The sequence below is a fragment of the Nocardioides sp. NPDC054178 genome (assembly GCF_055585005.1).
Genome location: NZ_JBVJKY010000005.1, coordinates 168,566 through 191,502 on the forward strand (window position 1 = coordinate 168,566; position 22,937 = coordinate 191,502).

The following is a 22,937-nucleotide window of genomic DNA, read 5'->3' on the forward strand; positions in this document are numbered from 1 at the left end:
TCGGCTCGATTGTCGTGTTCAACGCTGTGCCACCTTGTTGGTCAGAGCTCCGAGCCCCTCGACGAAGATCTCGATCTCGTCGCCGGGCTCCATGGGACCGACACCCTCGGGGGTGCCGGTGAGGATCACATCGCCGGGCAGCAGCGTCATGACGCTGCTGATGTGGGCGATCAGCTTCGGGATGTCGTGGACGAGGTCCTTCGTGGACCCGTCCTGGACGACGTCACCGTTGAGGAAGGTCTGGATGCGTACGCCGGCGGCGAGCTGTTCCGGCTCGACCTCGGTCTCGATCCAGGGACCGAGCGGGCAGAAGGTGTCGTAGCCCTTGGCCTGGGAGAAGTGCTTGAGCCGGCGCTGGATGTCGCGCGCGGTGACGTCGTTGGCGACCGTCATCCCGTAGATGACGTCCTTCACCTTCTCCACCGGGACGTCGCGGCAGATCCGGCCGATCACGATCGCGAGCTCACCCTCGTAGTGGAGGTCTTCGACGCCTGCAGGGCGCTGGATCGCGTCGTCGGGCCCGCAGACCGCGGTGTTGGGCTTGATGAAGAAGAGCGGCTCCTCCGGCACCTCGTTGCCCAGCTCGGCCGCGTGCTTGGCGTAGTTGCGGGCGACCGCGACCACCTTGCTGCGCGGGATCACCGGCGCGAGCAGCTTGACGTCTTCGAACTTGTGGACCTGATCGGTGATGTTGACACCCGAGAACAGCGGGTCGCCCTGGAGCGCGACGACGGTCGCGTCCTCGCTGAGCTGGCCGTAGCCGTCGAGGTCCCCCATGACGACGCCGAACTGGGGCTCGCCACCCTTGGTCGTGAATCTGGCGATACGCACGTGCTGAGCCTATCCGGACCCGTCGCCACGATTCACTTCACTATGCGCCGCCTTCGTAGGCTTGTAGTCGTGGAGGTGCTGTCGCGTTCGGAGTGGACCGCTCGCGCGGACGCCCACCGTGCGCGCCTGGCGCCCTATGTCGAGCCGCATCTCACCCGTCGCGGGGCCCGGGTCAAGCACCCGGTCAACGACTTCCTCTTCACCTACTACTCCTACCGGCCGGCCCAGCTGCTGCGCTGGCACCCGGGGTTCGGGGTGGGGCTGTCGGACGCTGCGGAGTATTCCTCGTTGCGCGGGTATGCCGACGGCACCGTCACCGCGGACTTCCTCGCCGACAAGCGGCTGCTGATCGAGACCCTCCTGAAGCTGCTGCGCGCCACCGCCGGGCGTGAGGGCAACTTCGGCTGCTTCGGCCTCCACGAGTGGGCGATGGTCTACCGCCTGACCCCGGAGCAGGTACGCCACGCCGACTGGTCCTTGCGGTTGGGAGCCGCGGGGACCGACCGTGTGGTGGAGTCGCACCGCATCGCCTGCAGCCACTTCGATGCGTACCGCTTCTTCACTCCCCCGGCGGCGCCGCTCAACACGCTCTCGCCGCGATCCGACGACCGGGCGGCGTACGAGCAGCCGGGGTGCCTGCACGGCAACATGGACCTCTACAAGCACGCCTTCCGGCTCTCCCCGCTGGTCTCCTCCGACCTCGTCGCCGACTGCTTCGAGCTCGCCTGGGACATCCGCACGATGGACATGAAGGCCGCCCCCTACGACCTCGCCGAGCTCGGTCTCGACCCGATCCGCATCGAGACGGCCGCCGGGAAGCAGGAGTACGCCGCCGCCCAGCGCGCCTTCGCCGAGCGCGCCGCCCCGCTCCGGGAGCGGCTGATCGCCGAGTGCGAGCGGCTCGTCTCAGCGCTCGACTGAGCCGCCGAGGATCCCTGCCTGGAGCTCGACGGCGGCGGTGACGCGCTCGACGTCGCCGGTGGCGAGGAGGTCGAGGAGGGCTCCGCGGAGGGTGGCGAGGGCGAGGGTGCGGAGGGTGAGTCCGCGGTCGGTGGTCCGCTCCGGTTCGGGCTGACACGAGGCCAGCACACCCAGCCAGTCGTTGACGGTCGACTCGGCGAAGCCGGCCCAGGGGCCGTCGGGCTCGACCAGGGAGCGGGCGTACGCCTCGGCCCACAGGCGTAGGAGCGGGCGGTGCTCCTCGGCGGCGAGCCAGGTCCAGACGTGGGTGAGCGCCTCGGGCAGGCCCGTGGCCGAGGAGCGCAGGGGGTCGATCAGCGCCAGCTCGTCGACGCGTGCGCGGGCCAGCAGCGCCTTGACCAGCCCGTCCTTGTTGCCGAACAGGAACATCAGCACGCGCGGGCTGGAGCCGATCGCGGCGGCCACCGGACGCAGCGAGAGATCGGCGAGACCGTGCTCGAGGGCATAGGCGTACGCCGCCTCGAGCAGCTCGGTCTTGCGGGCCGAGGGAGTTGGCTCCGGTGTGCTCATGGGCCTAGCATAACTCCTACTGAAACAGTCGTGTCAGTAGGAGGTCAGATGGCAGAGCATGAAGGAGGCGCCCGGGTGAGGATCCGACGTGCCGACAGCCCGGGCGACCTGGGCTGGATGGTGATGACCCACGGCGAGATCTATGCCGAGCAGTTCGGCTGGACCATCGAGTTCGAGGCGCTGGTCGCGCGGATCGTGGCCGACTACGCCGCCGATCACGATCCGGCGAGGGAGGCTGCCTGGATCGCCGAGGTCGACGGCGCTCGCGCCGGCTGCATCCTCCTGGTCGGCGGCGACCAGCCCGGGGTCGCCCAGCTGCGGATCCTGCTGGTCACCGCGCAGGCACGCGGTCTCGGCGTCGGCTCCCGCCTTGTCGAGGAGTGCCTCGACTTCGCCCGAGGCGCGGGATACGACCAGGTGACCCTGTGGACCAACGACATCCTGACCTCGGCGCGGCGGATCTACGAGGCGTACGGCTTCGTCCTCACCGACGAGGAGAAGCACCACAGCTTCGGTCACGACCTCGTCGGCCAGACCTGGACCCTCGACCTGACCGCCCCGGCGGCGAGGTAACGGACGTCACACGCGCTGTGCGCTGCTCCCGCCGTGACCCCGATCGGCGGGATACGTTGATCCCACAATGGCCATCCTTCCCCACCCCCGAAAAGCCGCCGCCTCGATCGCCACCACGGTCGGTGCCGCGGCGGGGAACGTCGCGCACTCGCTGCTCTACGGCGGGCTCGCCGACCTGCGGCCGATGCCGCGGACGTTGATCGACGACGGCAACCGGCGCGAGCTCTACCACTACCGGCCGGCGACGGGGACGACCGCGGAGGGCGATCCGGTGCTGCTGGTGACGCCGCTGGCGGCGCCGGCGATCTGCTACGACCTGCGGCGCGGCTGCTCGGTCGTGGAGCACCTGGTGGAGACCAACCGGCCGACCTATCTGGTCGAGTACGGCGAGGTGAACTTCGCCGACCGCAGCCTCGGCATCGAGCACTGGATCGCGCACGTCGTGCCAGAGGCGATCCGGTCGGTCTCCGAGCACGCGGGCGGGCGCCCGGTGCACGTGGTCGGCTGGTCGCTGGGCGGGATCTTCACGATGCTCGCCGCCGCCGATGCCCCCGACCTCCCGATCGCCTCGCTGGCGGTGCTCGGCGCGCCCTGCGACGTACGTCAGGTGCCGTTGATCGCGCCGCTGCGACCGCTGCTCAACCTGCCGCCGGGCAACCTGGTCACCACGGCCTACCAGGCCTTCGGCGGAGCCCCGAAGCCGCTGGTCAGGTGGGCTTTTCAGATCTCGTCGGTCGACAAGATGTTCACCAAGCCGGTCGCGAAGCTCTCCAACCTGGCCGACCGGGAGTTCCTCGCCCAGCTCGAGGCCGTCGACCGGTTCACCGACAACATCATCGCCTACCCGGGGCGTACGTTCGGGCAGCTCTACCACCACTTCTTCCGCACCAACGCGCTCTTCAGCGGGCAGATCGACCTCGGTGACCACTCCGTCTACCTGCGCGACGTGAAGCAGCCCACCCTCGTCGTCGCCGGCGCCAACGACGGCATCGGTCCCGTCGCCTCCGTCCGGCCGCTGGTCGACCTGCTCACCGGCGCCGAGGAGCTCGGCTTCGAGGTCGTCCCCGGCGGCCATCTCGGCCTGCTCACCGGCCGCGCCGCCCGGGACAGCACCTGGCCGCTCCTCGACGAGTGGTTCAGCCGGCACGACTGATCAGCCAGCACGTCTGAACTGTCGGTGGCTGATGGCAGGGTGTGCGCCATGCCGAACTCACCCGCCGAGGCGACCGACGAGCACTTCCGCAACGAGGACTGGTACGCCGCCGACCTCACCGGAGCCCGGTTCGTCGACTGCGTCTTCACCGACGTCGACCTCACCGAGGCGACGACGTCGGCGGCGCTCTTCGAGAACTGCACGTTCCACGGCGGCCGGTTCAACGCCTCGACCCATGTCGGCTCGGCGTTCGTCGGCTGCGACTTCCGGCGTACGAACTTCTTCGACTCGACGTTCGAGGGCTGCAAGCTCAGCGGGAGCGAGTTCTCCGGGTGCACACTGCGGCCGCTGAAGGTGATCGGCGGCGTCTGGCGCGGGGTCTCGCTGCGCGGCGCGAACCTCGCCCGGCTCGACCTGTCCGGGCTGGACCTGCGCGACGCCGACCTGTCGCTGGCCGACCTCAGCGCCGCGGTCCTGCGAGACGCTCAGCTCGATGGAGCCACGCTGCAGGAGGCGACGCTGCACGGGGCCGACCTGCGCGGGGCCGGGCTCGACCGTGTCGACCTCACCGCCGCATCGCTGCGCGACACGAAGCTCGACCTCGCCGGCGCCGTGATGCTGGCCGAGCTGCACGGGGCGGTGGTCGAGACGACCTGAGCGCAACTCAGCGGTCGACAGAAGCCTCGCGGACGGCCTTGGCCATCGAGATGCCGGCGGCGATCAGGCCCAGACCGGTGACGAAGTCGTCGGTGTCGCGTACGTCGTCCTCGATGGCGCCCGCGGCGGCGGCCTGGAGGTGGGTCTGCTCGTCGACGGCGTGGCCGTAGACGAAGTGGAGCAGGGTGCGGGCGGCGGTCGGGGCAAGGTCGCCGAGGCCGCCGTCGCTCAGCGCCGCGACGAGGTCGTCATAGGGCTGGGTCGCGCCGAGCCCGAAGGCCCAGACGGTGGCGACGACCTCGGCACCGTCGCGGTAGGCCAGCAGCGAGTCGCGCAGGTCGGTGCAGATGCCGGTGACGCGTACGTCCCACGCCCCCGACGGCTCAAGCCGGCCGCGGAGCAGGATCTCGTCGGCCACGGCCGCCAGCAGGGACTGCTTGTTGGCGAAATGGTGGTAGAGCGCGCTGGGACGTACGCCGAGCTCGGTGCCGAGGCGGCGCATGGTCAGGTCGGCGAGACCGTAGTCGTCGAGGACCTGCAGCGCGCGGGCGACGACGTCCTCACGGCGGTATCGCATGTTGCTCCCAGGGGCCGGGTGGTGGGACGAAGTGGACGTGGACGTACGTCGACCTTAACCTGAACACCGTTCACCTGACCAAGGTTCAGGTCTGAGTACGCAGGAGCGAGTATGACCGAGTCCCCCACGACCATCGACGAGACCCCGGCAGCCAAGTCGTCGCGGCTCGACACCACCGACCTCGCACTGATCGCCGCGTTCGCGGCCCTGATCGCGGTCTGCTCCTACCTCGCCGCCATCCCGATCGGCGGCGCCGGGGTCCCGCTCACGCTGCAAGGATTCGCGCTGCTGCTGACCGGCGCCCTGCTCGGCCCGCTGCGCGGCACCGCCGCGGTGGTGCTCTACCTGCTCCTCGGGGTCGCTGGCCTCCCCGTCTTCGCCGGCCACGCCTCCGGACCGGGTGTCTTCGTCGGCGTCACCGGTGGCTACCTGTGGTCGTTCCCCGTCATGGTGCTCGCGGTCGGCCTTCTGGTGAAGTACGTCCTGCGGGCCCGCCGCACCAACCCCGTCCTTGTCTTCGCCGCATGCGTCGTCGGCGTCGTCATCAACCACGTCGGCGGCATCATCGGGATGGCCATCGTGCTCCACGTCGACCTGGCGAAGGCTGCGGTCTTCGACGCGCCCTACTGGCTCGGTGACTTCATCAAGGCCGCCGTCGCCGCGGTCGTCGCCTCCCAGGTCCACCGTGCCTTCCCGAAGCTGCTCGGCCGACGTGCCTGAGATCCGCTTCGAGGCCGCCGAGGTCCGGGTTGAGTCCCCGGACCTCGGCGGCTCACGCACCATCCTGCAGCCGACCACCCTCACCCTGACCGAGCAGCGGATCGGCATCGTCGGGAGCAACGGCTCCGGCAAGTCGACCCTCGCCCGTCTCATCAACGGACTGGTGCTGCCGAGCGCCGGGAGCGTCACCGTCGACGGCCTCGACGTGGCCCGGCGCGGAGCGGCCGTGCGCCGCCGCGTCGGCTTCACCTTCACCGATCCCGCCGCCCAGCTGGTGATGCCGACCTGTGTCGAGGACGTCGAGCTGTCGTTGCGCAGGACCGTGAAGGATCGCGTACGCCGCAGGCAGCTCGCCCTCGAGACGCTGGCCCGATTCGGGCTCGCCGAGCGAGCCGAGGTCAGCGTCCATGCGCTCTCCGGCGGCCAACGTCAGCTGCTCGCCCTCGCCGGAGTGCTCGCCACCGAACCCGAGGTGCTCGTCACCGACGAGCCGACCACTCTGCTCGACCTGCGCAACACCCGGATGGTCGGCGACCTGCTCTTCTCGCTGCCCCAACAGCTGGTCCTCGTCACCCACGACCTCGACCTCGTACGCCGCTGCGACCGCGTCCTCGTCGTCGAGGACGGCCGAGTCTGCTACGACGGCGACGCCGACGCGGCCGTCAAGCACTACATGAAGACGGTGAGCGAGGGATGAGCATGACCGTCGGGCTCTACCGCCCGGGCGACACCGTGCTCCACCGGCTTCCGGTGGGCGCCAAGCTGTTCGGCCTGGCCGTCCTCAGCGTGGCCATCGTGGCGCTGCGCGGGCCGCTGATCGCGGCCGGCTTCCTGGGGCTCGCCGTCGCGCTCGCCCTCGTCGGCCGGCTCGACCTGTCGGCCACCGCCCGGGCGCTGCGAGCGGTGCTGGTCATCGCCGTGCTCGTCGCCCTCCTGCAGTGGTGGTTGTTCACCTTCGACCGGGCGCTGGAGTCCCTCCTCGACCTCATCTCGCTCGCGCTGCTGGCGCTCACCCTGACCGTGACCACGCCGACCACCGAGACCCTCGACGCCGTGGTCCGATGGATCCGCCCGCTCCGCCGCATCGGGATCGACCCCGAGCGGGTCGCGCTCACAATCGCGATGGCCATCCAGGCCCTCCCCGGCACCCTCGCCCTGGGCCTCGAGACCCGCGACGCCGCCCGAGCCCGCGGTCTCGGCCGGTCCCCCAGGGCGTACCTCACGCCCTTCGTCATCCGCGTCGTCGCCCGCGCCCACGAGACCGGCGACGCCCTCAAAGCCCGCGGCCTCGGCGACTGAGCTAGCTTCGCCTCGTCCGCCGGGCCGCGCGCCGTTTGCGCTGCACGTCGCGAACTTGTCGGTCTTTTTGCCGAGGTGTCCTCAAAACCTTCGGCCGCGGTGAAATCTCGGCACTGCTCGCCACCATCCACCAGGCGTAACCTGCGCCCGCAGCGATCGCCAGGCTGCCTCCGAGCGCGTACCCGACCCATCTCAACGAACCCGGCTCATGCACGGTCGCCAGGAACAGCGCCTCACCGCCGAAGAGCACGGGGTGTACGGGCGGCAGCAAGTGGTCCCCCGGCTTCGGCTGATCCGCATCCGGGAACCGGGTGCCGAAGACGACAACGCTCCGGTCGTCGCTGATGAAGGTGCCGTGCCACTGGCACCCACCCTTGCTGCAGTTGAGTTCGGTCGCGGTAAAGGTGCCGACCGTTCCGCCATGGGTGGCGCGGAAGCCGATGATCGCCTCGATGAGCAGCCCAATCCCCAAGAGCCACACAAACGGGGTCACGATTGCCGCAACGAGGATCGCGACTCCGTCGACCTCGTACGTACGCCCCGCCCTCGTCCACCTCATGGCCGAGGATGCTAGCGAGAGACGCGGGAGGCCCGGACCCACTGGGTGGCACCAGGAACGCTCGGTTGCGGTCTACCTACGACCTCGGCGACTACCCCTGCCGAGGCGTCACTGCCGTCGGTCGAGTCGGCACATCGGTGACGCGTCGTCCGAGATAAGCGACGTCTCGACCGACCTAACAGACGCCTCGGCAGGTTCGGCCGCAACTTCTGCGGATTCGGCTCGCCGATTCTGCGGTTTCGGTGCTGGGTCTACCAGCCGGGAGGGAGGCGGTGGTCCCAGAGGGCGGCCTCTTCGATCTGGGCGGAGAGGGAGAGCAGGAGGGACTCCTCGGCGGGGCGGGCGGCGAGCATGACGCCGACGGGAAGGCCGGAGGGGGTCCAGTGGAGGGGCAGGGAGATGGCGGGCATGCCGGTGACGTTCCAGGCGGAGGTCCAGGGGGTGAACTCCTTCTGGGCCTGGAAGTCGCGCGCGGGGTCGGCATCGTCGCGGATCTCGCCGACCTTCGGGGGCGGGGTGGCGAGGGTCGGGGTGAGCACCGCGTCGTAGGGGGCCAGTGCCTCCAGCGCCCCGGCGGCGAAGCGACGCAGCTCCGCGATCGCCAGTCCGAAGGCCGGACCACTGACCGCCTCCCCCTGCTCGGTGAGCCAGCGGGTCAGCGGCCGGATCTGGGCTCGCTGGTCGGGGGACAGATTGACGACCGACATGGCGGTCCCGACGGCCCAGACCGTCTCGAAGACCGCGACCGCCTCGACGGGCAGCGGCCGCGGGATGTCGACGATCTCGTGACCCAGCGACTCCAGCAGCGACGAGGCGTTCTCCCAGGCGGCGACGCACTCGGCGTCGACCGCGGTCGGGGCGATCAGCGGCTCGATGAACCGGGCGATACGCAGCCGCCCCGGCGGCCGCTCGCACGCCTCGAGGAACGGAGAAGGCTCCTCGGGAGCCCAGAAGGGATCACCCGTACGCCGCCCCGCGAGCACGTCGAGGAAGGCCGCCGCGTCGCGCACCGACCGGGCGATCGGCCCGGCGGTGGCGAGCCCGGCGGCGTCGCCGTACATCGGCGACGGGGAGATCCGGCCACGGGTCGGCTTCAGACCGACGAGGCCGCAGCACGAGGCCGGGATCCGGATCGAGCCGCCGCCGTCGGAGCCCTGCGCAACCGGCACGAGCCCGGCGGCGACCGCCGCGGCGGCACCTCCGGAGGAGCCACCGGCGATCCGCGTACGGTCCCAGGGGGTGACGGCGGGCGGCGCCACATCGGGCTCGGTGTAGCAGGGCGAGCCGAACTCGGGGGTGTTGGTCTTCCCGAGCGAGATCATCCCGGCCGCCTCGATGGACAATGTGACGTTGTCGGAGACGTCGGGCACGAAGTCGGCGAAGGCCGCCGACCCGAAGGTCGTGCGCACCCCGCGGGTGAGGTTGAGGTCCTTGATCGCGGTGGGTACGCCCCACAGCGGTGAGGCGCCGACCGGTTTGACCGCGAGCTCACGTGCGCAGGTCGAGATCCGCTCCTCGGCCACGGTGACGAAGGCACCGACGTCGTCGAGCCGGGCGATCCGGTCGAGGTAGTGCTCGGCGAGCTCTCCCGGGGACACCTCGCATCGATGCAGCAGCTCTCCCTGTTCCAGGGCGGTCAGATCATGAAGCTCGGCCACCCCTGCAGGCTAGCCCCACTCGCCCTCGAGCATCGCGTAGTGCACCAATGTCGTCCATTCGCCCTTGAACCACTCGGCCTCACGCTCGACCGCCTCCTTGCGCATCCCGAGCCGCTCGATCACCCGCGCCGAGGCCTCGTTGCGCTCGTCGACCCTGGCAACGACCCGGTGCAGGCCGAGCCCGTCGAAGGCCAGCCCCAGCAGCGCCCGAGCGGTCTCGGTGGCGAACCCCTGACCGTGGAACTCCGGGTTGAAGGCGTACCCGATCTCCCCCGACCGCTGCTCCTTGCTGTGCCAGAAGAGCACGACATCACCGATCAGCCGCCCGCTGTCCCGGTGCTCGACGCCGAGGCAGAGCACCTTACCCTCCCGGCGCAGGACCGACGGCCGCTTCCACGCCGCATAGGACTCGCGCAGCGCATCGCGGTCTTTCGGCACCGGCGGGATGTAACGGCACACATCCTCCCGCGACAGATAGGCGTGCAGGTCCTCCAGGTCGCGCTCGACGTCGATCGGACGAAGCAGGAGCCGCTCGGTGGTGATCGGGTAGTCCGGCGCCAGCACGGGCTCGCCCAGCTCCTGGAAGACGCTCAGGTGCAGGTCGGCGGGGCCGTCGAGGCGCGCGTTGAGCGACTCCCACGGGGTGCGCGTCGGTGGCGCGACCAGCGCGGCGCCACCCTCCACCAGCCGGGACGCGACTCCGGCGGAGTCCTCGACCTCGAACGCCACTCGTACGTGCCCGGCCACCGGGCGCCCGACCTCGACCTCGTCGATGTAGGCGTGCTGGGCGGGGTTGGCGAGCTCGAGGGTCGCCCGGCCGGCGTCGAGGATCGTCACGTGGGCCCCGTCGGGGCCCGAGATCGCGGCCTGCTCACGAAGTCCGAGGGTGTCGCGGTAGAAGGCCACCGCCTGCTCGTAGTCCTTCGCCTCGACCACCAGACGGAGCTGCTTCACGGGTCCACTCATGCGGGCAACGTACGGCCGAATCGCCCGATGCGCACGCGATAAATGACGAAGGTCAGGTCTCCCCCCGCAGAGACCTGACCTCGTGGTGCCGACTGGTTGGGGTTCAGACGGCTGCGGGCTCGAAGCCCGCGAGCTTCTCGACGGCCTCCCGGAAGCGGGCCTGGGCCTCGGCGTCGGTGAAGACGTCGATCTCGTGGACCGGCTGGGAGACGATGGCGTCCTCGACGACGATGGCGCCACCGATGCCGGCCGAGCGGGCGGCGTCGGCGTGGGACCACTTGGCGCCGTAGGGGGTCGGCGCGACGCCGACGACCGAGAGGATCTTGCCCTTGAGCACGCCGGCGGCGTAGGGGCGCGAGAGCCAGTCGATAGCGTTGTTGATCACGGCCGGCATGGTGCCGTTGTACTCGGGGGTCACGATGAGGACGCGGTCGGCCTCGTCGACCACCTTGCGGAGCTGGCTCACGGCCTCGCCCGGGTCGGCCTCGAGGTCCTCGTTGAAGAACGGCACCTCCGCCAGCCCGTCGACGATCTCCAGGACGACACCCTCAGGCGCCTCGGCGACGAGCTTCTCGGCGAGCTTGCGGTTGATGGAGTCGGCGCGCAGGCTGCCAACGAGTACGGCGATACGGGTGTCGGTCACGGTTCTCCTCGTAGGACACGGAAAGTTCAATGTTGAAGTGTTGAACGCCCGTGGCTCGGGGATTCATTCCGTGACGGCGGCCTCCAGGCCTGTGGTCTCGCCCACATGCCGGCGCAGTCCGAAGGTGAGCCCGTCGACGAGCGCCTCCCAGGATGCCTCGATCACGTTGGACCCGACGCCGACGGTCGTCCACGACGTCACGCCGTCGGAGGTCTCGATCAGCACCCGTGTCCGCGCGTCGGTGCCGTGCCCCTGGTCGAAGAGCCGCACCTTGAAGTCGATCAGGTCGAAGTCGGCGACCACCGGGAAGGCTCGGGTGATCGCGGCCCGCAGCGCCTGGTCGAGCGCGTTGACGGGGCCGTTGCCCTCCCCCGTCTCGACGTGACGTACGCCGTCGGCATGGATCTTCACGATCGCCTCGGTGGTCGCGGTGGTCTCCGGGCCGCCACCGCGGGCCTCGGAGATGACCCGCCAGGACTCGACGTCGAAGAAGGAGGGACGTACGCCCTCGACCTCCTCGATCAGGAGCAGCTCGAAGGAGGCGTCGGCCGCCTCGAACGTGTAGCCACGCTGCTCGGCCTCCTTGACCCGCTCGGTCACCCGGGTCACCAGGTCGCGGTCGTCGGAGAGGTCGTAGCCGAGCTCGCGCCCCTTCAGCTCGATCGAGGCCCGTCCGGCCATGTCCGAGACCAGCAGCCTCATGTCGTTGCCGACCCCCGCGGGATCCATGTGCTGGTAGAGGTCGGGATCCACCTTGATCGCCGAGGCGTGCAGCCCGGCCTTGTGGGTGAACGCGGAGGCGCCCACGTACGGCTGCCGGCCGGCGGGCGGCACGTTGGTCACCTCGGCGACCGCGTGGGCGACCCGGGTCGCCTCACCCAGCAGGCCCGTCGGCAGCACCTCGCGGCCCAGCTTCAGCTGCAGGTTGGCGACGACCGAGACGAGGTCGGCATTCCCCGTACGCTCCCCATAGCCGTTGATGCAGCCCTGCACGTGCATCGCGCCGGCGTCCACGGCGGCCAGCGAGTTGGCGACGGCGCACCCGGTGTCGTTGTGGCAGTGGATCCCCACCGCGCCGTGGGTGTGCTCGCGGACGTCGTGGACGACATCGGCCACCCATGTCGGGAGCATCCCGCCGTTGGTGTCGCACAGCGCGACCACCTCGGCGCCCGCCTCGTAGGCGGTCTTGAGGACCTCCAGCGCGTAGTCGCGGTTGGCCCGGTAGCCGTCGAAGAAGTGCTCGGCGTCGAGGAAGACCTGCTGGCCCTCCTGGCGCAGGTGGGAGACGGTGTCGCGGATCATCGCGAGGTTCTCCTCGAGCGTGGTGCGCAGCGCGAGCTCGACGTGACGGTCGTGGGACTTGGCGACGAGGGTGACGACGCCCGCGCCGGAGTCGCGAAGCGCGGCCACCTGGGGGTCGTCGGCTGCTCGCACGCCCGCGCGCCTCGTCGACCCGAAGGCGGCCAGGCGAGCGTGCTTGAGATCGAGCTCCTCGACCGCGCGGCGGAAGAACTCGGTGTCCTTGGGGTTCGCACCGGGCCAGCCGCCCTCGATGAATCCGACGCCCAGACCGTCGAGGTGCCGCGCGATCGCGAGCTTGTCGGCGACGCTGAGGTTGAGGCCCTCCTGCTGCGCACCGTCGCGCAGAGTGGTGTCGTAGACGTGGAATTCCATGGCGCTGTGTCCTCGGGCTGGGTCTGGGGCTGGATCTGGGGCTGGATCTGGGGCTGGATCTGGGGCTGGGCAACAAAAAACCCTCTCGGGAACGAGAGGGTGGCGCGTCGGGCAGGTGCTCGACGCGCTAGCGAATGATGATGACGTGGGTCGTCATGTCCCCGATACTGCCACGAAATCTCCTCCCGTGGGACGAGCGTCTCACCAGCCGAGGAGCTCGACCCACCACGGCTCGTCGCCGCCGGAGAACTGCGAACCCTCCTCGGCGAGGGTCTGGACCGGGAAGAGCGCCAGGGTGAGGACCACGGCGAACCCGAGGATCCACGGCACCCAGCGCGCCGAGATCCGGTGGACCGCCCTGGTCACCGGGTCGCGCAGCCGGTCGCGTCCGGAGCCGGTCCACAGCGCGACGACGAACGCCAGGCCGGCCAGCCCCAGCGCCGCCTCGAGGGAGAGCTGCAGGGCGAAGCCGATCAGCACCGCCGCCACCACGAACCCGAAGCCCCACACCCCGACGACGAACGTCTTCGGGAGCGATCGGACCAGTCGCCAGGGGGCGCCGATCAGGAGCCGGGGCGCGTCATGCCACTTGCGACCGCGATACCACCGCCAGCGACGCAGGTCACCGGCCGCCAGCGTGCCGGCACGGATCAGCCACGCCGCGCCGAGCACGGTCAGGAACCCGACGCTCGGGAACGCGGCGATCACGCCGACGGCGAAGGCGAGCAGCCCGAGCCAGATCGCCGCGCGGCGCAGCTTCTCCAGCCCGCTGTCGCGGCCCTGGCCTGCCGCGATGACCGGGACGACTGGGACGACCGGGGCGACCGGTGTCGTGGCCTTCTCCCGCTCGGCCCGGTCGCTCAGCGAGAGCTGCTCGACCGGCTTGTGCACGAACGGCCGGCGCGGCGTACGCAGCCACTCGCGGATCTCCTCCAGCGTCGGGCGGTCGGCGGGGTCGGGTGAGAGCGCCTGGCCGAGCAGCCCGCGCAGCGGCTGCGGCACCCCCTCCAGGTCGTGCTCACCGCGGCGGGCGCGGTCCATCAGCTTCATCGGGTTGCCCTCGCCGAAGGGCGGGCGGCCGGTCGCTGCGTACGCCACCACGGAGGCCCACGAGTGCACGTCCGAGGCCGGGGTGGCCGGGTCGCCCACCGCGATCTCGGGCGGGAGGTAGCCCGGGGTGCCGATCAGCAGACCGGTCACGGTGATCTTCGGATCGTCGGCGACGCGGGCCAGGCCGAAGTCGATCAGGATCGGGGTGCGGCCCTCCATGATGATGTTGGCGGGCTTGATGTCGCGGTGGAGGACGCCGACGGCGTGGCAGTCGGCGATGCCCTCGGCCAGGTCGCTGGCCAGCTGCTCGACATCGCCGCGCGAGAACACGCCCTCGTTGATGATCTTGTCGTGCAGCGTCGGCCCCGGGACATAGCGGGTCGCCAGCCACGGCACCTCCCCCCACGGGTCGGCACCGACCACGCCGGCCACCCACCTGCTCCGCACCCGCTGCAGCGAGGAGACCTCGCGCGCGAGCCGCTGGCGGCCCTCCTCGTCGCCCACGAACTGGGTGCGCAGCACCTTCAGCGCCACCCGCTCACCACTCGTACGGTGGCTGGCCAGGTGGACCCGCCCCATCCCGCCCTGTCCCAGCAGGGAGAGCAGGTCGTAGTCACCAACGGTCTCCCGTTGGTTCGCCGGGAGACGGCGAGGGGCTGTCGTCACGTGACAAACCTTATCGGCCACAGCCGACACCCAGCCGAGACGTCACCCCCGTCGACCGACACGTCACGTACGTCGACCGACACGTCACCTACGTCGACCGACACGTCACGTACGTCGACCGACACGTCACGTACGTCGACCGAGGTGGCACCACCGTGCCACCTCGGCCGACCGGAGCGACGCCTCGACCTGCGTACCTGACGCCTCGGCCGACGCGAGTGACGCCTCGGCCTCCGGGACGGGGTCAGACGATCTTGCGCATCCAGCCGAAGGTGTCCTCGGCGCGGCCGAACTGGATGTCGACGAGCTGCTTGCGGATGGTCTTCCAGACCTCGCCCTCGCCGGCGGAGGCGATGGAGCCGCCGCTGTGGACGAGCTCACCGACGGGGGTGACGACGGCGGCGGTGCCGCAGGCGAAGACCTCGGTGATCTCGCCGGACTCGACGCCGGCCTTCCACTCGTCGATGGCGAACTTGCGCTCCTCGACGGTGTAGCCGAGCTTGCCGGCGAGCTCGATGATGGAGGCGCGGGTGATCCCCTCGAGGATCGTGCCGGTCTCGGGGGTGACGATCCGGCCGTCGGCGTGGACGAAGTAGAGGTTCATGCCGCCGAGCTCCTCGACGTACTTGCCCTCCTGGGCGTCGAGGAACACCACCTGGTCGCAGCCGTTGGCCGAAGCCTCGGCCTGGGCGACCAGGGAGGAGGCGTAGTTGCCGCCGGTCTTGGCCGCGCCCATGCCGCCGCGGCCGGCGCGGGTGTAGTCCTCGGTGAGCCAGATCCGCACCGGCTTCACGCCACCCTTGAAGTAGGAGCCGGCGGGCGAGGCGATGACCATGTAGGTCACGTGCTGGGCCGGGCGCACGCCGAGGAACGACTCCGAGGCGAACATGAAGGGCCGCAGGTAGAGGCTCTTCTCGTCGGTCTCGGATGCCTCCGGCACCCAGCGCTGGTCGACCTTGACCAGGTCGAAGACGGTCTGAACGAAGTCCTCGATCTCGAGGACGGGCAGCGCGAGCCGCTCGCTGGAGCGGGCCATCCGGGCGGCGTTGGCCTCCGGACGGAACGACCAGATCGAGCCGTCGGCGTGACGATAGGCCTTCATCCCCTCGAAGATCTCCTGGGCGTAGTGCAGCACGGCTGCCGACGGGTCCAGGCTGAGCGGTGCGTACGCCTCGATGCGACCGTTGTGCCAGCCCTGTTCGGGCGTCCACTCGACGGTGAGCATGTGATCGGTGAAATAGTTGCCGAAGCCTGGGTTCGCCAGGACCTCCGCGAGCTGCTTGTCGGTGGCCGGTTGGGTCGACAATGTGGTGCTGATCTCCATGACCATGAGATTAGTCCTGTTCTGCGAGTGCCGTGCTAATGCGGGCGGGTAAGTGATGAGGACAGACGAAGGGCCGGGCGCAGAATCTCTGCGCCCGGCCCCTTCGGGGATGAGCGGCTAGCCGGTTACGCGGGCGGCGATCGCGTCGCCGACCTCGGAGGTCGTACGTGGCTCGGTGCCGCGCTCGGAGAGGTCGGCGAGCACGGCGGCGTCGATGACGGCGGCAGCCTCGGGGTGGCCGAGGTGCTCGAGCAGAAGGGCCCCGGACAGGATGGCCGCGGTGGGGTCCGCCTTCTGCTGGCCGGCGATGTCGGGGGCGGAGCCGTGGACGGGCTCGAACATCGAGGGGAACTCACGGGAGGAGTTGATGTTGCCGGAGGCGGCCAGGCCGATGCCGCCGGTGATGGCAGCGGCGAGGTCGGTGATGATGTCGCCGAAGATGTTGTCGGTGACGATCACGTCGAAACGCGCCGGGTCGGTGGCGAGGAAGATCATCACGGCGTCGATGTGGAGGTAGTCCACGGTGACGTCGGGGAACTCCTCGGCGACCTGCTGGGTGATCCGCCACCACAGCGAGCCGGCGTTGACGAGCACGTTGGTCTTGTGGACCAGCGTCAGCTTCTTGCGCGGACGCGCCTGCGCGCGGGCGAAGGCGTCGCGGACGACCCGCTCCACGCCGTAGGCGGTGTTGACCGAGGTCTCGGTGGCGACCTCGTGCGGGGTTCCGACCCGCATCGCGCCACCGTTGCCGGTGTAGAGACCCTCGGTGCCCTCGCGCACGACGACGAAGTCGATCTCGCCCTTGCCCAGCACGTCGGCCGACAGCGGGGAGGTCGCCCCCGGGAAGAGCCGGCTCGGACGGAGGTTGACGTAGTGGTCGAGCTCGAAACGGAGCTTGAGCAGCAGTCCGCGCTCGAGGATGCCGGGAGGCAGGTTCGGGTCGTTGGGCTTGCCGCCGACCGCGCCGAGCAGGATCGCGTCCTGCTCCTTGATCTCGGCGAGAACGGACTCCGGAAGCACCTCGCCGGTGGCGAGATAGCGCTCGGCGCCGAGGTCGTATCGGGTCTGCTCGAACTTCACCGGGGAAGCGACCTCGAGCACCTTCAGCGCCTCGGCGGTCACCTCCGGCCCGATGCCGTCGCCGGGGATCACTGCGAGGTTGGTCGTAGACATACGGCGAGACTAGTTGTCGTCGGGCAGCTGGCCGCCGTTGTCCCGCAGGTCGAGCGCCTGCTGGACCGCGGCGATGGTGTTCTCGACACTGTGCGGGTTGTCGGGGTCGTGGCTCGCCGGGCCCCACTCACGGCTCCACTTGTTGAACTCGGCGGGGCTCTCGGGGTACATCGCGTACATGGCTTCTTCCTTCACACGTCAGGGAATCAGAGGGTGTGGGAGAGAAGCCGGGGTCTTTGGGAAGACGGAAGCCACCGCGACGAGGTGGCTTCTCCTGCGGTCGTTACCGCCGGGCCCCGTCGCGGCACTCGAGTACGAGAAAAATGCTCCGCATGGTGAACTGACGGTAACCCGAGATGTCCCTCGCGTCATCGAATCTGGACCAAAGGTCCGACATCCGAGACACAGATGCGGGTAAGTCGCCCGGACATCGGGAAGACTGGTCCTGTGAGCGCACCTCCAGAGCTGCCAGACATCGTGACCCGCGCCTTCGACGTCTCCCGTCGCGCGGGCTATGTGTCGTTCTGCCGCAACGAGACCGGACGGCTGCTGGCGACCCTGGCTGCGACCCGAAGCGGCACCATGGCCGAGTTCGGCACCGGATGCGGGGTCGGCACCGCCTGGCTGCGCAGCGGCGTACGCGGCGAGGCCGCGCACATCGTCTCCGCCGAGCTCGACGAGCATCTCGCCAAGGAGGCGGCCGAGATCTTCGCCGACGACGGGCAGGTCGAGGTCATCGCCGCCGACTGGGGCATCCTCCGCGACCGCGGCCCGTTCGCGCTGCTCTTCCTGGACGCCGAGACCCCCGGCGGGGTCTCCCCCGACCAGCTCTCCGACCTCGTCGAGGAGGGCGGCATCGTCGTCATCGACGACCTCATCCCCACCGACCTGTGGCCACCGATCGTCTACGGCCGCGTCGACAGCCTGCGCGAGTCCTGGCTCACCGACGAGCGCTTCACCACCGTCGAGGTCATGGTCGCCCCCGACACCAGCGTCCTGCTCGCCACCAAGCGCTGAGCCTGTCGGGATGTTCGTCTAGGTATGCAGGTCAACCCTCACTTCCCGTGCGGAGCTCCACTACGGAAGTGAGGGTTCGGCTGCATACCTAGACGAACATGCACCCCGTACGTCAGCCGAAGAGCTCCTGAGCCAGGAAGTGGCCCGACTTCGGCGCGCGCGGGACGGCGAAGATCGCCGACCCGACGTGGGCGATGTACTCGTTGAGCAGGTCGACGCGGCCCAGCTTGCGCTGCAGGTCGACGAAGGTCGCCGGGTCCTTCATGAAGGCGATGAAGAAGAGCCCGGCGTCGAGCTGGCCGAGCGCGTTGAGCCCGTCGGTGAAGTTGTAGCCGCGGCGCAGGATCTTGGCGCCCCCGTTGTTCTCCGAGGCCGCCAGCGCGACGTGGGAGGTGGGGTCGATGACCGGCTTGCCGTCGCGTACGGCCTTGAAGTCCGGGGTGTCGAACTCCTTCGTGCCGCCCAGCGGCGCACCCTCGGCCTTGTCGCGGCCGATGGTGACGTGCTGGGTGTCGATGGTCGTGCCGTCCCAGACCTCGATGTCCATGTTGATCTTGCGGGTGACCAGGTAGCTGCCACCCCGCATCCACGCCGGCTCGTCCTCGTCGGTGACCCAGACGAACTCGTCGAGGTCCTCCTCGGACTTGATGTTGCGGGTGCCGTCCTTGAGGCCCATCAGGTTGCGCGGCGTCTTCTGGCCCTTGCCCGCGGAGGCGCGACCGAAGCCGAGCACCGTCCAGCGGGTGGTGACCAGGCCGCGTCCGATCCGGATCAGGTCGCGGACGGCATGGTAGGCCACCTGCGGGTCGTCGGCGCAGGCCTGCAGGGCGAGATCGCCGCCGCACAGCTCGGGCTTGAGCTCGTCGGCGGGCAGCCGCGGGATCTCGGCGAGCAGCTTCGGCCCACGTCCGGCCAGCCCGAAACGGTCGTCGAAGAGCCCGGGTCCGAGACCGAGGGTGACCGTGAGCGAGGCCGGCGAGAGGTCGTACGCCTCCCCCGTGTCCTGAGGTACGCCGTTGCTCCGCGTCGGCTCGACGGAGCCGACCGGGTTGCCCTTCATCATCGTCGCCATCGCCGCCGACCAGCGCGCGAAGAGCACCTTCAGCTCATCGGCGGTGGTGCCCTCGACGACGTCGAGCGACATGAAGACCAGGTGCCGCTGGGGCGGCGTGGCGATGCCGACCTGGTGGTCGCCGGTGTAGAAGTCGTACGCCTGGGAGAGGTCGAGCCCATCGGAGGCCGACGCCTCGGCGGGCGAGACGGCGCGGCCGCCGAGGAAGCCGACCGCAGCCCCGGCCGCGGCTCCTCCCCCGGCGCCGGCGAGGAGCCGGCGGCGGGAGAGACCCTTGCCCTCGGTGGCCATCAGGCCGTCGCTGCCTTCTCCGCGAGCCGGCCGAGCACGTCCTGGAGGGACTGCACGGTCGCCGACAGCTTCTTGCCGTCGGAGGCCTTCAGCTCGGCGGTGTAGGCCTGGTAGCCGCCCAGGGCCTGCGGGTCCTTGTAGCCCTCGAGGTCGTCGGTCACCGCGGTGAACCGCTCGTCGATCGTCTTGACCAGCTCGGCGTCGATCTTCTCCAGCCCCGGGCGGAGCGCGGCGTAGGCCTGCTGGGCGCCCTCGACGTTGTTGGCGAAGTCGACCAGGTCGATGTGGCTGTAGGCCTCCTCCTCGCCGGTGATCTTGCCCGACTGGACCTCCTCGAGCAGCGCGGCGGCGCCGTTGGCGAGGTCCTCGGGCTTGAACTCCAGGCTCTTGCCGACCTCGGCGAGCTTGGTGACGTTGGTGACCAGGTCAGCGGCGTACTTCTTGGTCTGGTCGGTGATCTTCTTCGCCTCGAACAGGTCGCGCTCGACGGCGTGGAAGCCGCTCCAGCCGACCGCCTCGTCGAGGTTGGAGGCGCGCATGTCGATCAGGTAGTCGAGGTTGCCCTTGTTGTCGGTCGGGTCGAAGCCCTCCATCACGAACCCCTCGACGTCGGACTCGATCTTCTCGTAGAAGGGGCGGGCGTCGGCGTAGGCCTTCTGCGCGGCGGCGACGTCGCCGGAGTCGACGGCCTTCTGCAGCTCCTGGACACCGACGACCATCGCGTCGATCTGGGTGCGCACGTAGGTGGTGTAGTCCTCGGCCCCGGAGGCGAGCAGCTCGGCGGCGTCGCCGGTCGGCTCGGCCGCGGCCTCACCGGTGACCTCGAAGGGAACCCGCTCCGCGGAGGCACCCGGGCAGTAGATCTCGTAGTCGCCACCGCCGAGGGTGAGCGTGAAGGAGGTGCCGGGAAGGCCCGGGGCGAGATTCTCCTTCTCGCCGAGGATCTTCTGGCCGTCCATCAGCTCGACCTCGGTGACGCCGGCCGCCGACTCGTTGGTGATCGTGAAGGTCACCGGTCCCGCCGCGGCGGTGTCGGTGTCGAGCTCGCAGACATCACCGTCGGAGCCACTGACCAGGGTCACCGCGACCTGGCTCGCGCCCTTCTTCGTCGGCGCCGCCGAGTCCTCGGAGTCGCTGCCGCAGGCGGCGAGGCCGGTCAGGCACAGCGCGGTGAGTGCGGCAACGGAGATCGCCTTACGCGACATGGGTTGAACCTTTCACTGATGGCTCCTGGCGCTCTTCGCGGCCGGAGTCGTTGACGGCACGCGGCTCTGTGGCGCGGCCGGGCCTGCGCCGGGACTGCCACAGCAGCAGTCCGGCGAGGACGATGAGGGCGATCGGCACCCAGTGCTTCCACAGCAGCCGGTCGTGGGCGGCCCGGTCCGCCTCGGCGATCTCTGCGGAGAGGTCCGTCGCGTAGGTCTCCTCGACCTGCAGCGCGGCGCCGTCGACGGTGAAGGTGCGCGGCGAGGTCAGCCCGCCGCCTTCGATCGTGAGCAGGAGCCGGCCGGTGGTGCGTACGTCGACCAGACCGCCGTCACGGCTCAGCACCGTGTGCCGGGTGGTGTCGGTCCAGCGCGCCTGGTAGGGGCCCGGAGCGGTGGTGAGGTTGAGGCCGACCGGGACCCGGTTGTCGGTGTAGGTCAGCAGATCCTGCGCGGTGAGGGTGGCCGGCAGGTCGCCGGAACCCTTCGCGTGCCAGGCCGTGTCGGCGGTGCCGGTGTGACCGGTGGGGTCGCCGAGCTCGATCTTCTCGCTGTCCGCGGTCAAGGTCGCTCGGTCGCCGGAGACGGCCAGCACTGCCGTACGTCCGTCCGCCAGCGGGGCCTCGCGGGGCACGTCGACGCTCGGCAGCGGGACGAGGACGAAGAGCGCGGCGGCGAGGGCCACGGCTGCGACCGCGCCGCCGATCCGCAGCCGCCGCGCGAGCACGGCGCCCGGACGCAGGCGGGCGGGCAGGAGGAGCATCGCGAGCATCGGCACCAGGTAGGCGAGCCAGCCGAGCACCTCGATCACCCGCGGGTCGGCGGGGACGCCGAGGATCCCGGTGATCACCGCCGAGCGCACCGAGCCGTTGGGGATGAGCCAGGACAGGTCGACGGTGCGGCCCTGGCCGACGGTGACCCAGCCCGCCTCGTGTCCGGTGCGCAGCGCGAACATCACCAGTCCGGCCGCGACGAAGACCAGGAAAACGCCTGTGACCTGGAAGAACATCTTCAGGTTGAGGCGCAGGCCACCGGCGTAGATCCCCCAGCCGAGCCCGATCGCGATCGCCAGCCCGAGCAGGGCACCGACGATCGCGGCGGGCGCGCTGGTGGCGTTCTGGATCGTGGCGAGCAGGAACACCGAGGTCTCGAAGCCCTCACGCAGCACCGCCAGGAAGCCCATCAGCGCCATCGCGGTCATCGTGCCCGCGCCCAGCGCCGCGGCGGCCGCCTGCTCGAGCTCGCCCTTCAGCGTGCGCGCGTGGGAGTGCATCCAGCGGATCATCCCCGTCACGAAGACGATGGCGATCACGCCGATCACGCACTCGAGCATCTCCTGCTGCCGCTGCGGCAGCGCCTGCTCGAGGAGTCGCAGCGCGACCCCGACGGCGATGCTCAGACCGATGCCGGCTCCGACGCCGACCCACAGCCCGCGCAGCGGGGCGCCGTTGCGGCGCAGGAAGGTGGCGATGATCGACACGATCAGCGCGGCCTCGAGTCCCTCGCGCAGGCCGATGACGAACGTTGGAAGCATTACCGCAGCGTAACGTTAGGCAAGCCTCACCTTGTAGCCCGGGACCCAGAACTTTGCCCTGGCGGGCGCCCGGGCCTCCTGCTCAGGAGGAGATCAGATCGCGCAGCCGTCGGGACCGCAGGCGTCGCCGTCGCCGAGGAGCGTGAGCGCCGGCCTGGTCTCGGCGTGCACCTTCTCCAGGAGCTGGCTGAACAGGTCGGTCGGCTGAGCGCCCGAGACGCCGTACTTCCCCTCGACGACGTAGAACGGCACACCGGTCGCGCCGTAGGCGCGCGCCTGGTCGATGTCGGCCTGCACGTCGCCGGCGAACTCGTCGCTCGCGAGCACCTCGTCGACCCGGCCGGCGTCGAGACCGACGTTCACCGCGGCCTGCTTCAGCACGGCGTGGTCGCCCATCGACTCACCGCGGGTGAAGTACGCCGCGAGCAGCTCCTCCTTGAGCGCGGCCTGCTTGCCCTCGGCCTTGGCCAGGTGGAGCAGCCGGTGGGCGTCGATGGTGCGCGCGTGCGGGGTGTCCTCGTGACGGAACTCGAGCCCGGCCGCGGCGGCGGGGACGTTGGCCTGCTTCATCAGCTCGCGGGCCTGGTCGACGGAGGCGCCGAACTTCTTCGCCAGAGCCTCGACCGTGGTCTCGACCGGCACCTGCGGCGCGCTCGGGTCGAGCTCGAAGGAGTGGTAGACGATCTCGACGTCGTCGCTGTGCTCGAAGCGCTCCAGGGCTTCCTCCAGGTGGCGCTTGCCGATGTAGCACCAGGGGCAGACAACGTCGGACCAGACATCAATACGCATGCCGTCAGAACGTTT

At 70.1% G+C, this 22,937-nt stretch carries 24 protein-coding genes; 8 read left to right on the top strand and 16 right to left on the bottom strand.

Annotated elements, in window-relative coordinates; translation table 11 throughout:
* Nucleotides 1-18: 18 nt before the first annotated feature.
* A complete protein-coding gene (locus tag ACZ6WN_RS19305; protein ID WP_465866818.1) occupies nucleotides 19-831 on the bottom strand; it encodes a fumarylacetoacetate hydrolase family protein in 813 nt (270 codons plus the stop codon).
* Between the two features lie 69 nt (nucleotides 832-900).
* Here ACZ6WN_RS19305 and ACZ6WN_RS19310 point away from each other — a divergent pair, with 69 nt between their 5' ends.
* Complete coding sequence (locus tag ACZ6WN_RS19310) at nucleotides 901-1,752, top strand: 3-methyladenine DNA glycosylase (protein WP_465866820.1); 852 nt, start codon at nucleotides 901-903, stop codon at nucleotides 1,750-1,752.
* Here the strand turns inward: ACZ6WN_RS19310 and ACZ6WN_RS19315 are convergent.
* Nucleotides 1,738-2,322: a TetR/AcrR family transcriptional regulator gene (locus ACZ6WN_RS19315; RefSeq protein WP_465866822.1), complete on the bottom strand. Its 585-nt coding sequence runs from the start codon at nucleotides 2,320-2,322 to the stop codon at nucleotides 1,738-1,740. The two genes, ACZ6WN_RS19310 and ACZ6WN_RS19315, sit on opposite strands and share 15 nt — an antisense overlap.
* Nucleotides 2,323-2,370: 48 nt before the next feature.
* On the opposite strand from ACZ6WN_RS19315, the gene ACZ6WN_RS19320 reads away from it, so the two are divergent.
* The 3 genes from ACZ6WN_RS19320 (at nucleotide 2,371) to ACZ6WN_RS19330 (ending at nucleotide 4,705) form a co-directional block, all read left to right on the top strand.
* The gene (locus ACZ6WN_RS19320; RefSeq protein WP_465866824.1) at nucleotides 2,371-2,895 is read left to right on the top strand and encodes a GNAT family N-acetyltransferase; all 525 of its coding nucleotides are present in this window, start codon (nucleotides 2,371-2,373) and stop codon (nucleotides 2,893-2,895) included.
* Nucleotides 2,896-2,962: 67 nt separating this feature from the next.
* Nucleotides 2,963-4,048 carry an alpha/beta fold hydrolase gene (locus tag ACZ6WN_RS19325; RefSeq protein WP_465866825.1) on the top strand — a complete coding sequence of 362 codons (1,086 nt, stop codon included), beginning with the start codon at nucleotides 2,963-2,965 and terminating at the stop codon, nucleotides 4,046-4,048.
* Between the two features lie 48 nt (nucleotides 4,049-4,096).
* A complete protein-coding gene (locus ACZ6WN_RS19330; protein ID WP_465866826.1) occupies nucleotides 4,097-4,705 on the top strand; it encodes a pentapeptide repeat-containing protein in 609 nt (202 codons plus the stop codon).
* A 7-nt stretch (nucleotides 4,706-4,712) separates the two neighbouring features.
* Here ACZ6WN_RS19330 and ACZ6WN_RS19335 read toward each other — a convergent pair whose 3' ends face one another.
* A complete protein-coding gene (locus ACZ6WN_RS19335) occupies nucleotides 4,713-5,282 on the bottom strand; it encodes a TetR/AcrR family transcriptional regulator C-terminal domain-containing protein (RefSeq protein ID WP_465866827.1) in 570 nt (189 codons plus the stop codon).
* 111 nt (nucleotides 5,283-5,393) lie between these two features.
* Between ACZ6WN_RS19335 and ACZ6WN_RS19340 the strand changes: the two genes are divergently transcribed.
* The 3 genes from ACZ6WN_RS19340 to ACZ6WN_RS19350 are packed head-to-tail and all read left to right on the top strand — an operon-like array spanning nucleotide 5,394 to nucleotide 7,301.
* Entirely contained in the window at nucleotides 5,394-6,002 is a 609-nt protein-coding gene (locus tag ACZ6WN_RS19340) for a biotin transporter BioY (RefSeq protein WP_465866828.1), read from the top strand.
* Nucleotides 5,995-6,699, top strand: coding sequence for an energy-coupling factor ABC transporter ATP-binding protein (locus ACZ6WN_RS19345; RefSeq protein WP_465866830.1), 705 nt, complete (start codon nucleotides 5,995-5,997; stop codon nucleotides 6,697-6,699). Before ACZ6WN_RS19340 ends, ACZ6WN_RS19345 begins: the two co-directional genes overlap by 8 nt.
* Complete coding sequence (locus ACZ6WN_RS19350) at nucleotides 6,696-7,301, top strand: energy-coupling factor transporter transmembrane component T family protein (protein ID WP_465866832.1); 606 nt, start codon at nucleotides 6,696-6,698, stop codon at nucleotides 7,299-7,301. Before ACZ6WN_RS19345 ends, ACZ6WN_RS19350 begins: the two co-directional genes overlap by 4 nt.
* Nucleotide 7,302: 1 nt before the next feature.
* Here ACZ6WN_RS19350 and ACZ6WN_RS19355 read toward each other — a convergent pair whose 3' ends face one another.
* The 9 genes from ACZ6WN_RS19355 to ACZ6WN_RS19395 form a co-directional block, all read right to left on the bottom strand.
* Entirely contained in the window at nucleotides 7,303-7,860 is a 558-nt protein-coding gene (locus ACZ6WN_RS19355; RefSeq protein WP_465866833.1) for a hypothetical protein, read from the bottom strand.
* Nucleotides 7,861-8,111: 251 nt separating this feature from the next.
* A complete protein-coding gene (locus tag ACZ6WN_RS19360) occupies nucleotides 8,112-9,518 on the bottom strand; it encodes an amidase (RefSeq protein WP_465866834.1) in 1,407 nt (468 codons plus the stop codon).
* A gap of 9 nt (nucleotides 9,519-9,527) precedes the next feature.
* Nucleotides 9,528-10,484: a GNAT family N-acetyltransferase gene (locus tag ACZ6WN_RS19365; protein WP_465866836.1), complete on the bottom strand. Its 957-nt coding sequence runs from the start codon at nucleotides 10,482-10,484 to the stop codon at nucleotides 9,528-9,530.
* Between the two features lie 103 nt (nucleotides 10,485-10,587).
* The gene (locus tag ACZ6WN_RS19370; protein ID WP_465866838.1) at nucleotides 10,588-11,127 is read right to left on the bottom strand and encodes an NADPH-dependent FMN reductase; all 540 of its coding nucleotides are present in this window, start codon (nucleotides 11,125-11,127) and stop codon (nucleotides 10,588-10,590) included.
* Between the two features lie 63 nt (nucleotides 11,128-11,190).
* Nucleotides 11,191-12,801, bottom strand: coding sequence for a citramalate synthase (gene cimA, locus ACZ6WN_RS19375; protein ID WP_465866839.1), 1,611 nt, complete (start codon nucleotides 12,799-12,801; stop codon nucleotides 11,191-11,193).
* A 201-nt stretch (nucleotides 12,802-13,002) separates the two neighbouring features.
* Nucleotides 13,003-14,517: a serine/threonine-protein kinase gene (locus tag ACZ6WN_RS19380; RefSeq protein ID WP_465866841.1), complete on the bottom strand. Its 1,515-nt coding sequence runs from the start codon at nucleotides 14,515-14,517 to the stop codon at nucleotides 13,003-13,005.
* Between the two features lie 244 nt (nucleotides 14,518-14,761).
* Nucleotides 14,762-15,841, bottom strand: a complete 1,080-nt coding sequence (locus tag ACZ6WN_RS19385; protein ID WP_465866842.1) for a branched-chain amino acid aminotransferase — start codon at nucleotides 15,839-15,841, stop codon at nucleotides 14,762-14,764.
* A gap of 117 nt (nucleotides 15,842-15,958) precedes the next feature.
* On the bottom strand, nucleotides 15,959-17,014 hold the full coding sequence (locus tag ACZ6WN_RS19390) for a 3-isopropylmalate dehydrogenase (RefSeq protein ID WP_465866844.1): 1,056 nt from the start codon (nucleotides 17,012-17,014) through the stop codon (nucleotides 15,959-15,961).
* 9 nt (nucleotides 17,015-17,023) lie between these two features.
* Nucleotides 17,024-17,194 (bottom strand): hypothetical protein, encoded by a 171-nt coding sequence (locus ACZ6WN_RS19395; protein ID WP_465866845.1) that lies wholly within the window; start codon nucleotides 17,192-17,194, stop codon nucleotides 17,024-17,026.
* 267 nt (nucleotides 17,195-17,461) lie between these two features.
* Here ACZ6WN_RS19395 and ACZ6WN_RS19400 point away from each other — a divergent pair, with 267 nt between their 5' ends.
* Nucleotides 17,462-18,031 (top strand): O-methyltransferase, encoded by a 570-nt coding sequence (locus ACZ6WN_RS19400; protein ID WP_465866847.1) that lies wholly within the window; start codon nucleotides 17,462-17,464, stop codon nucleotides 18,029-18,031.
* A 112-nt stretch (nucleotides 18,032-18,143) separates the two neighbouring features.
* Here ACZ6WN_RS19400 and efeB read toward each other — a convergent pair whose 3' ends face one another.
* The 4 genes from efeB to ACZ6WN_RS19420 all read right to left on the bottom strand — a co-directional run bounded on the left by efeB (nucleotide 18,144) and on the right by ACZ6WN_RS19420 (nucleotide 22,922).
* Nucleotides 18,144-19,394 carry an iron uptake transporter deferrochelatase/peroxidase subunit gene (efeB, locus tag ACZ6WN_RS19405; RefSeq protein ID WP_465866849.1) on the bottom strand — a complete coding sequence of 417 codons (1,251 nt, stop codon included), beginning with the start codon at nucleotides 19,392-19,394 and terminating at the stop codon, nucleotides 18,144-18,146.
* Entirely contained in the window at nucleotides 19,394-20,599 is a 1,206-nt protein-coding gene (gene efeO / locus ACZ6WN_RS19410; RefSeq protein WP_465866851.1) for an iron uptake system protein EfeO, read from the bottom strand. The genes efeB and efeO overlap by 1 nt, the downstream gene beginning before the upstream one ends.
* Nucleotides 20,589-22,133 (bottom strand): iron uptake transporter permease EfeU, encoded by a 1,545-nt coding sequence (efeU, locus tag ACZ6WN_RS19415; RefSeq protein WP_465866853.1) that lies wholly within the window; start codon nucleotides 22,131-22,133, stop codon nucleotides 20,589-20,591. The genes efeO and efeU overlap by 11 nt, the downstream gene beginning before the upstream one ends.
* 93 nt (nucleotides 22,134-22,226) lie before the next feature.
* Nucleotides 22,227-22,922, bottom strand: a complete 696-nt coding sequence (locus tag ACZ6WN_RS19420) for a DsbA family oxidoreductase (RefSeq protein WP_465866855.1) — start codon at nucleotides 22,920-22,922, stop codon at nucleotides 22,227-22,229.
* Nucleotides 22,923-22,937 lie beyond the last annotated feature (15 nt).

Coding starts and splice junctions, on each gene's coding strand:
- ACZ6WN_RS19315 (WP_465866822.1), bottom strand. CDS start 2,322: ATGAGCACACCGGAGCCAACTCCCTCGGCCCGCAAGACCGAGCTGCTC.
- ACZ6WN_RS19320 (WP_465866824.1), top strand. CDS start 2,371: ATGGCAGAGCATGAAGGAGGCGCCCGGGTGAGGATCCGACGTGCCGAC.
- ACZ6WN_RS19325 (WP_465866825.1), top strand. CDS start 2,963: ATGGCCATCCTTCCCCACCCCCGAAAAGCCGCCGCCTCGATCGCCACC.
- ACZ6WN_RS19330 (WP_465866826.1), top strand. CDS start 4,097: ATGCCGAACTCACCCGCCGAGGCGACCGACGAGCACTTCCGCAACGAG.
- ACZ6WN_RS19335 (WP_465866827.1), bottom strand. CDS start 5,282: ATGCGATACCGCCGTGAGGACGTCGTCGCCCGCGCGCTGCAGGTCCTC.
- ACZ6WN_RS19340 (WP_465866828.1), top strand. CDS start 5,394: ATGACCGAGTCCCCCACGACCATCGACGAGACCCCGGCAGCCAAGTCG.
- ACZ6WN_RS19350 (WP_465866832.1), top strand. CDS start 6,696: ATGAGCATGACCGTCGGGCTCTACCGCCCGGGCGACACCGTGCTCCAC.
- ACZ6WN_RS19355 (WP_465866833.1), bottom strand. CDS start 7,860: ATGAGGTGGACGAGGGCGGGGCGTACGTACGAGGTCGACGGAGTCGCG.
- ACZ6WN_RS19365 (WP_465866836.1), bottom strand. CDS start 10,484: ATGAGTGGACCCGTGAAGCAGCTCCGTCTGGTGGTCGAGGCGAAGGAC.
- cimA (WP_465866839.1), bottom strand. CDS start 12,801: ATGGAATTCCACGTCTACGACACCACTCTGCGCGACGGTGCGCAGCAG.
- ACZ6WN_RS19385 (WP_465866842.1), bottom strand. CDS start 15,841: ATGGAGATCAGCACCACATTGTCGACCCAACCGGCCACCGACAAGCAG.
- ACZ6WN_RS19390 (WP_465866844.1), bottom strand. CDS start 17,014: ATGTCTACGACCAACCTCGCAGTGATCCCCGGCGACGGCATCGGGCCG.
- ACZ6WN_RS19395 (WP_465866845.1), bottom strand. CDS start 17,194: ATGTACGCGATGTACCCCGAGAGCCCCGCCGAGTTCAACAAGTGGAGC.
- efeB (WP_465866849.1), bottom strand. CDS start 19,394: ATGGCCACCGAGGGCAAGGGTCTCTCCCGCCGCCGGCTCCTCGCCGGC.
- efeO (WP_465866851.1), bottom strand. CDS start 20,599: ATGTCGCGTAAGGCGATCTCCGTTGCCGCACTCACCGCGCTGTGCCTG.
- efeU (WP_465866853.1), bottom strand. CDS start 22,133: ATGCTTCCAACGTTCGTCATCGGCCTGCGCGAGGGACTCGAGGCCGCG.
- ACZ6WN_RS19420 (WP_465866855.1), bottom strand. CDS start 22,922: ATGCGTATTGATGTCTGGTCCGACGTTGTCTGCCCCTGGTGCTACATC.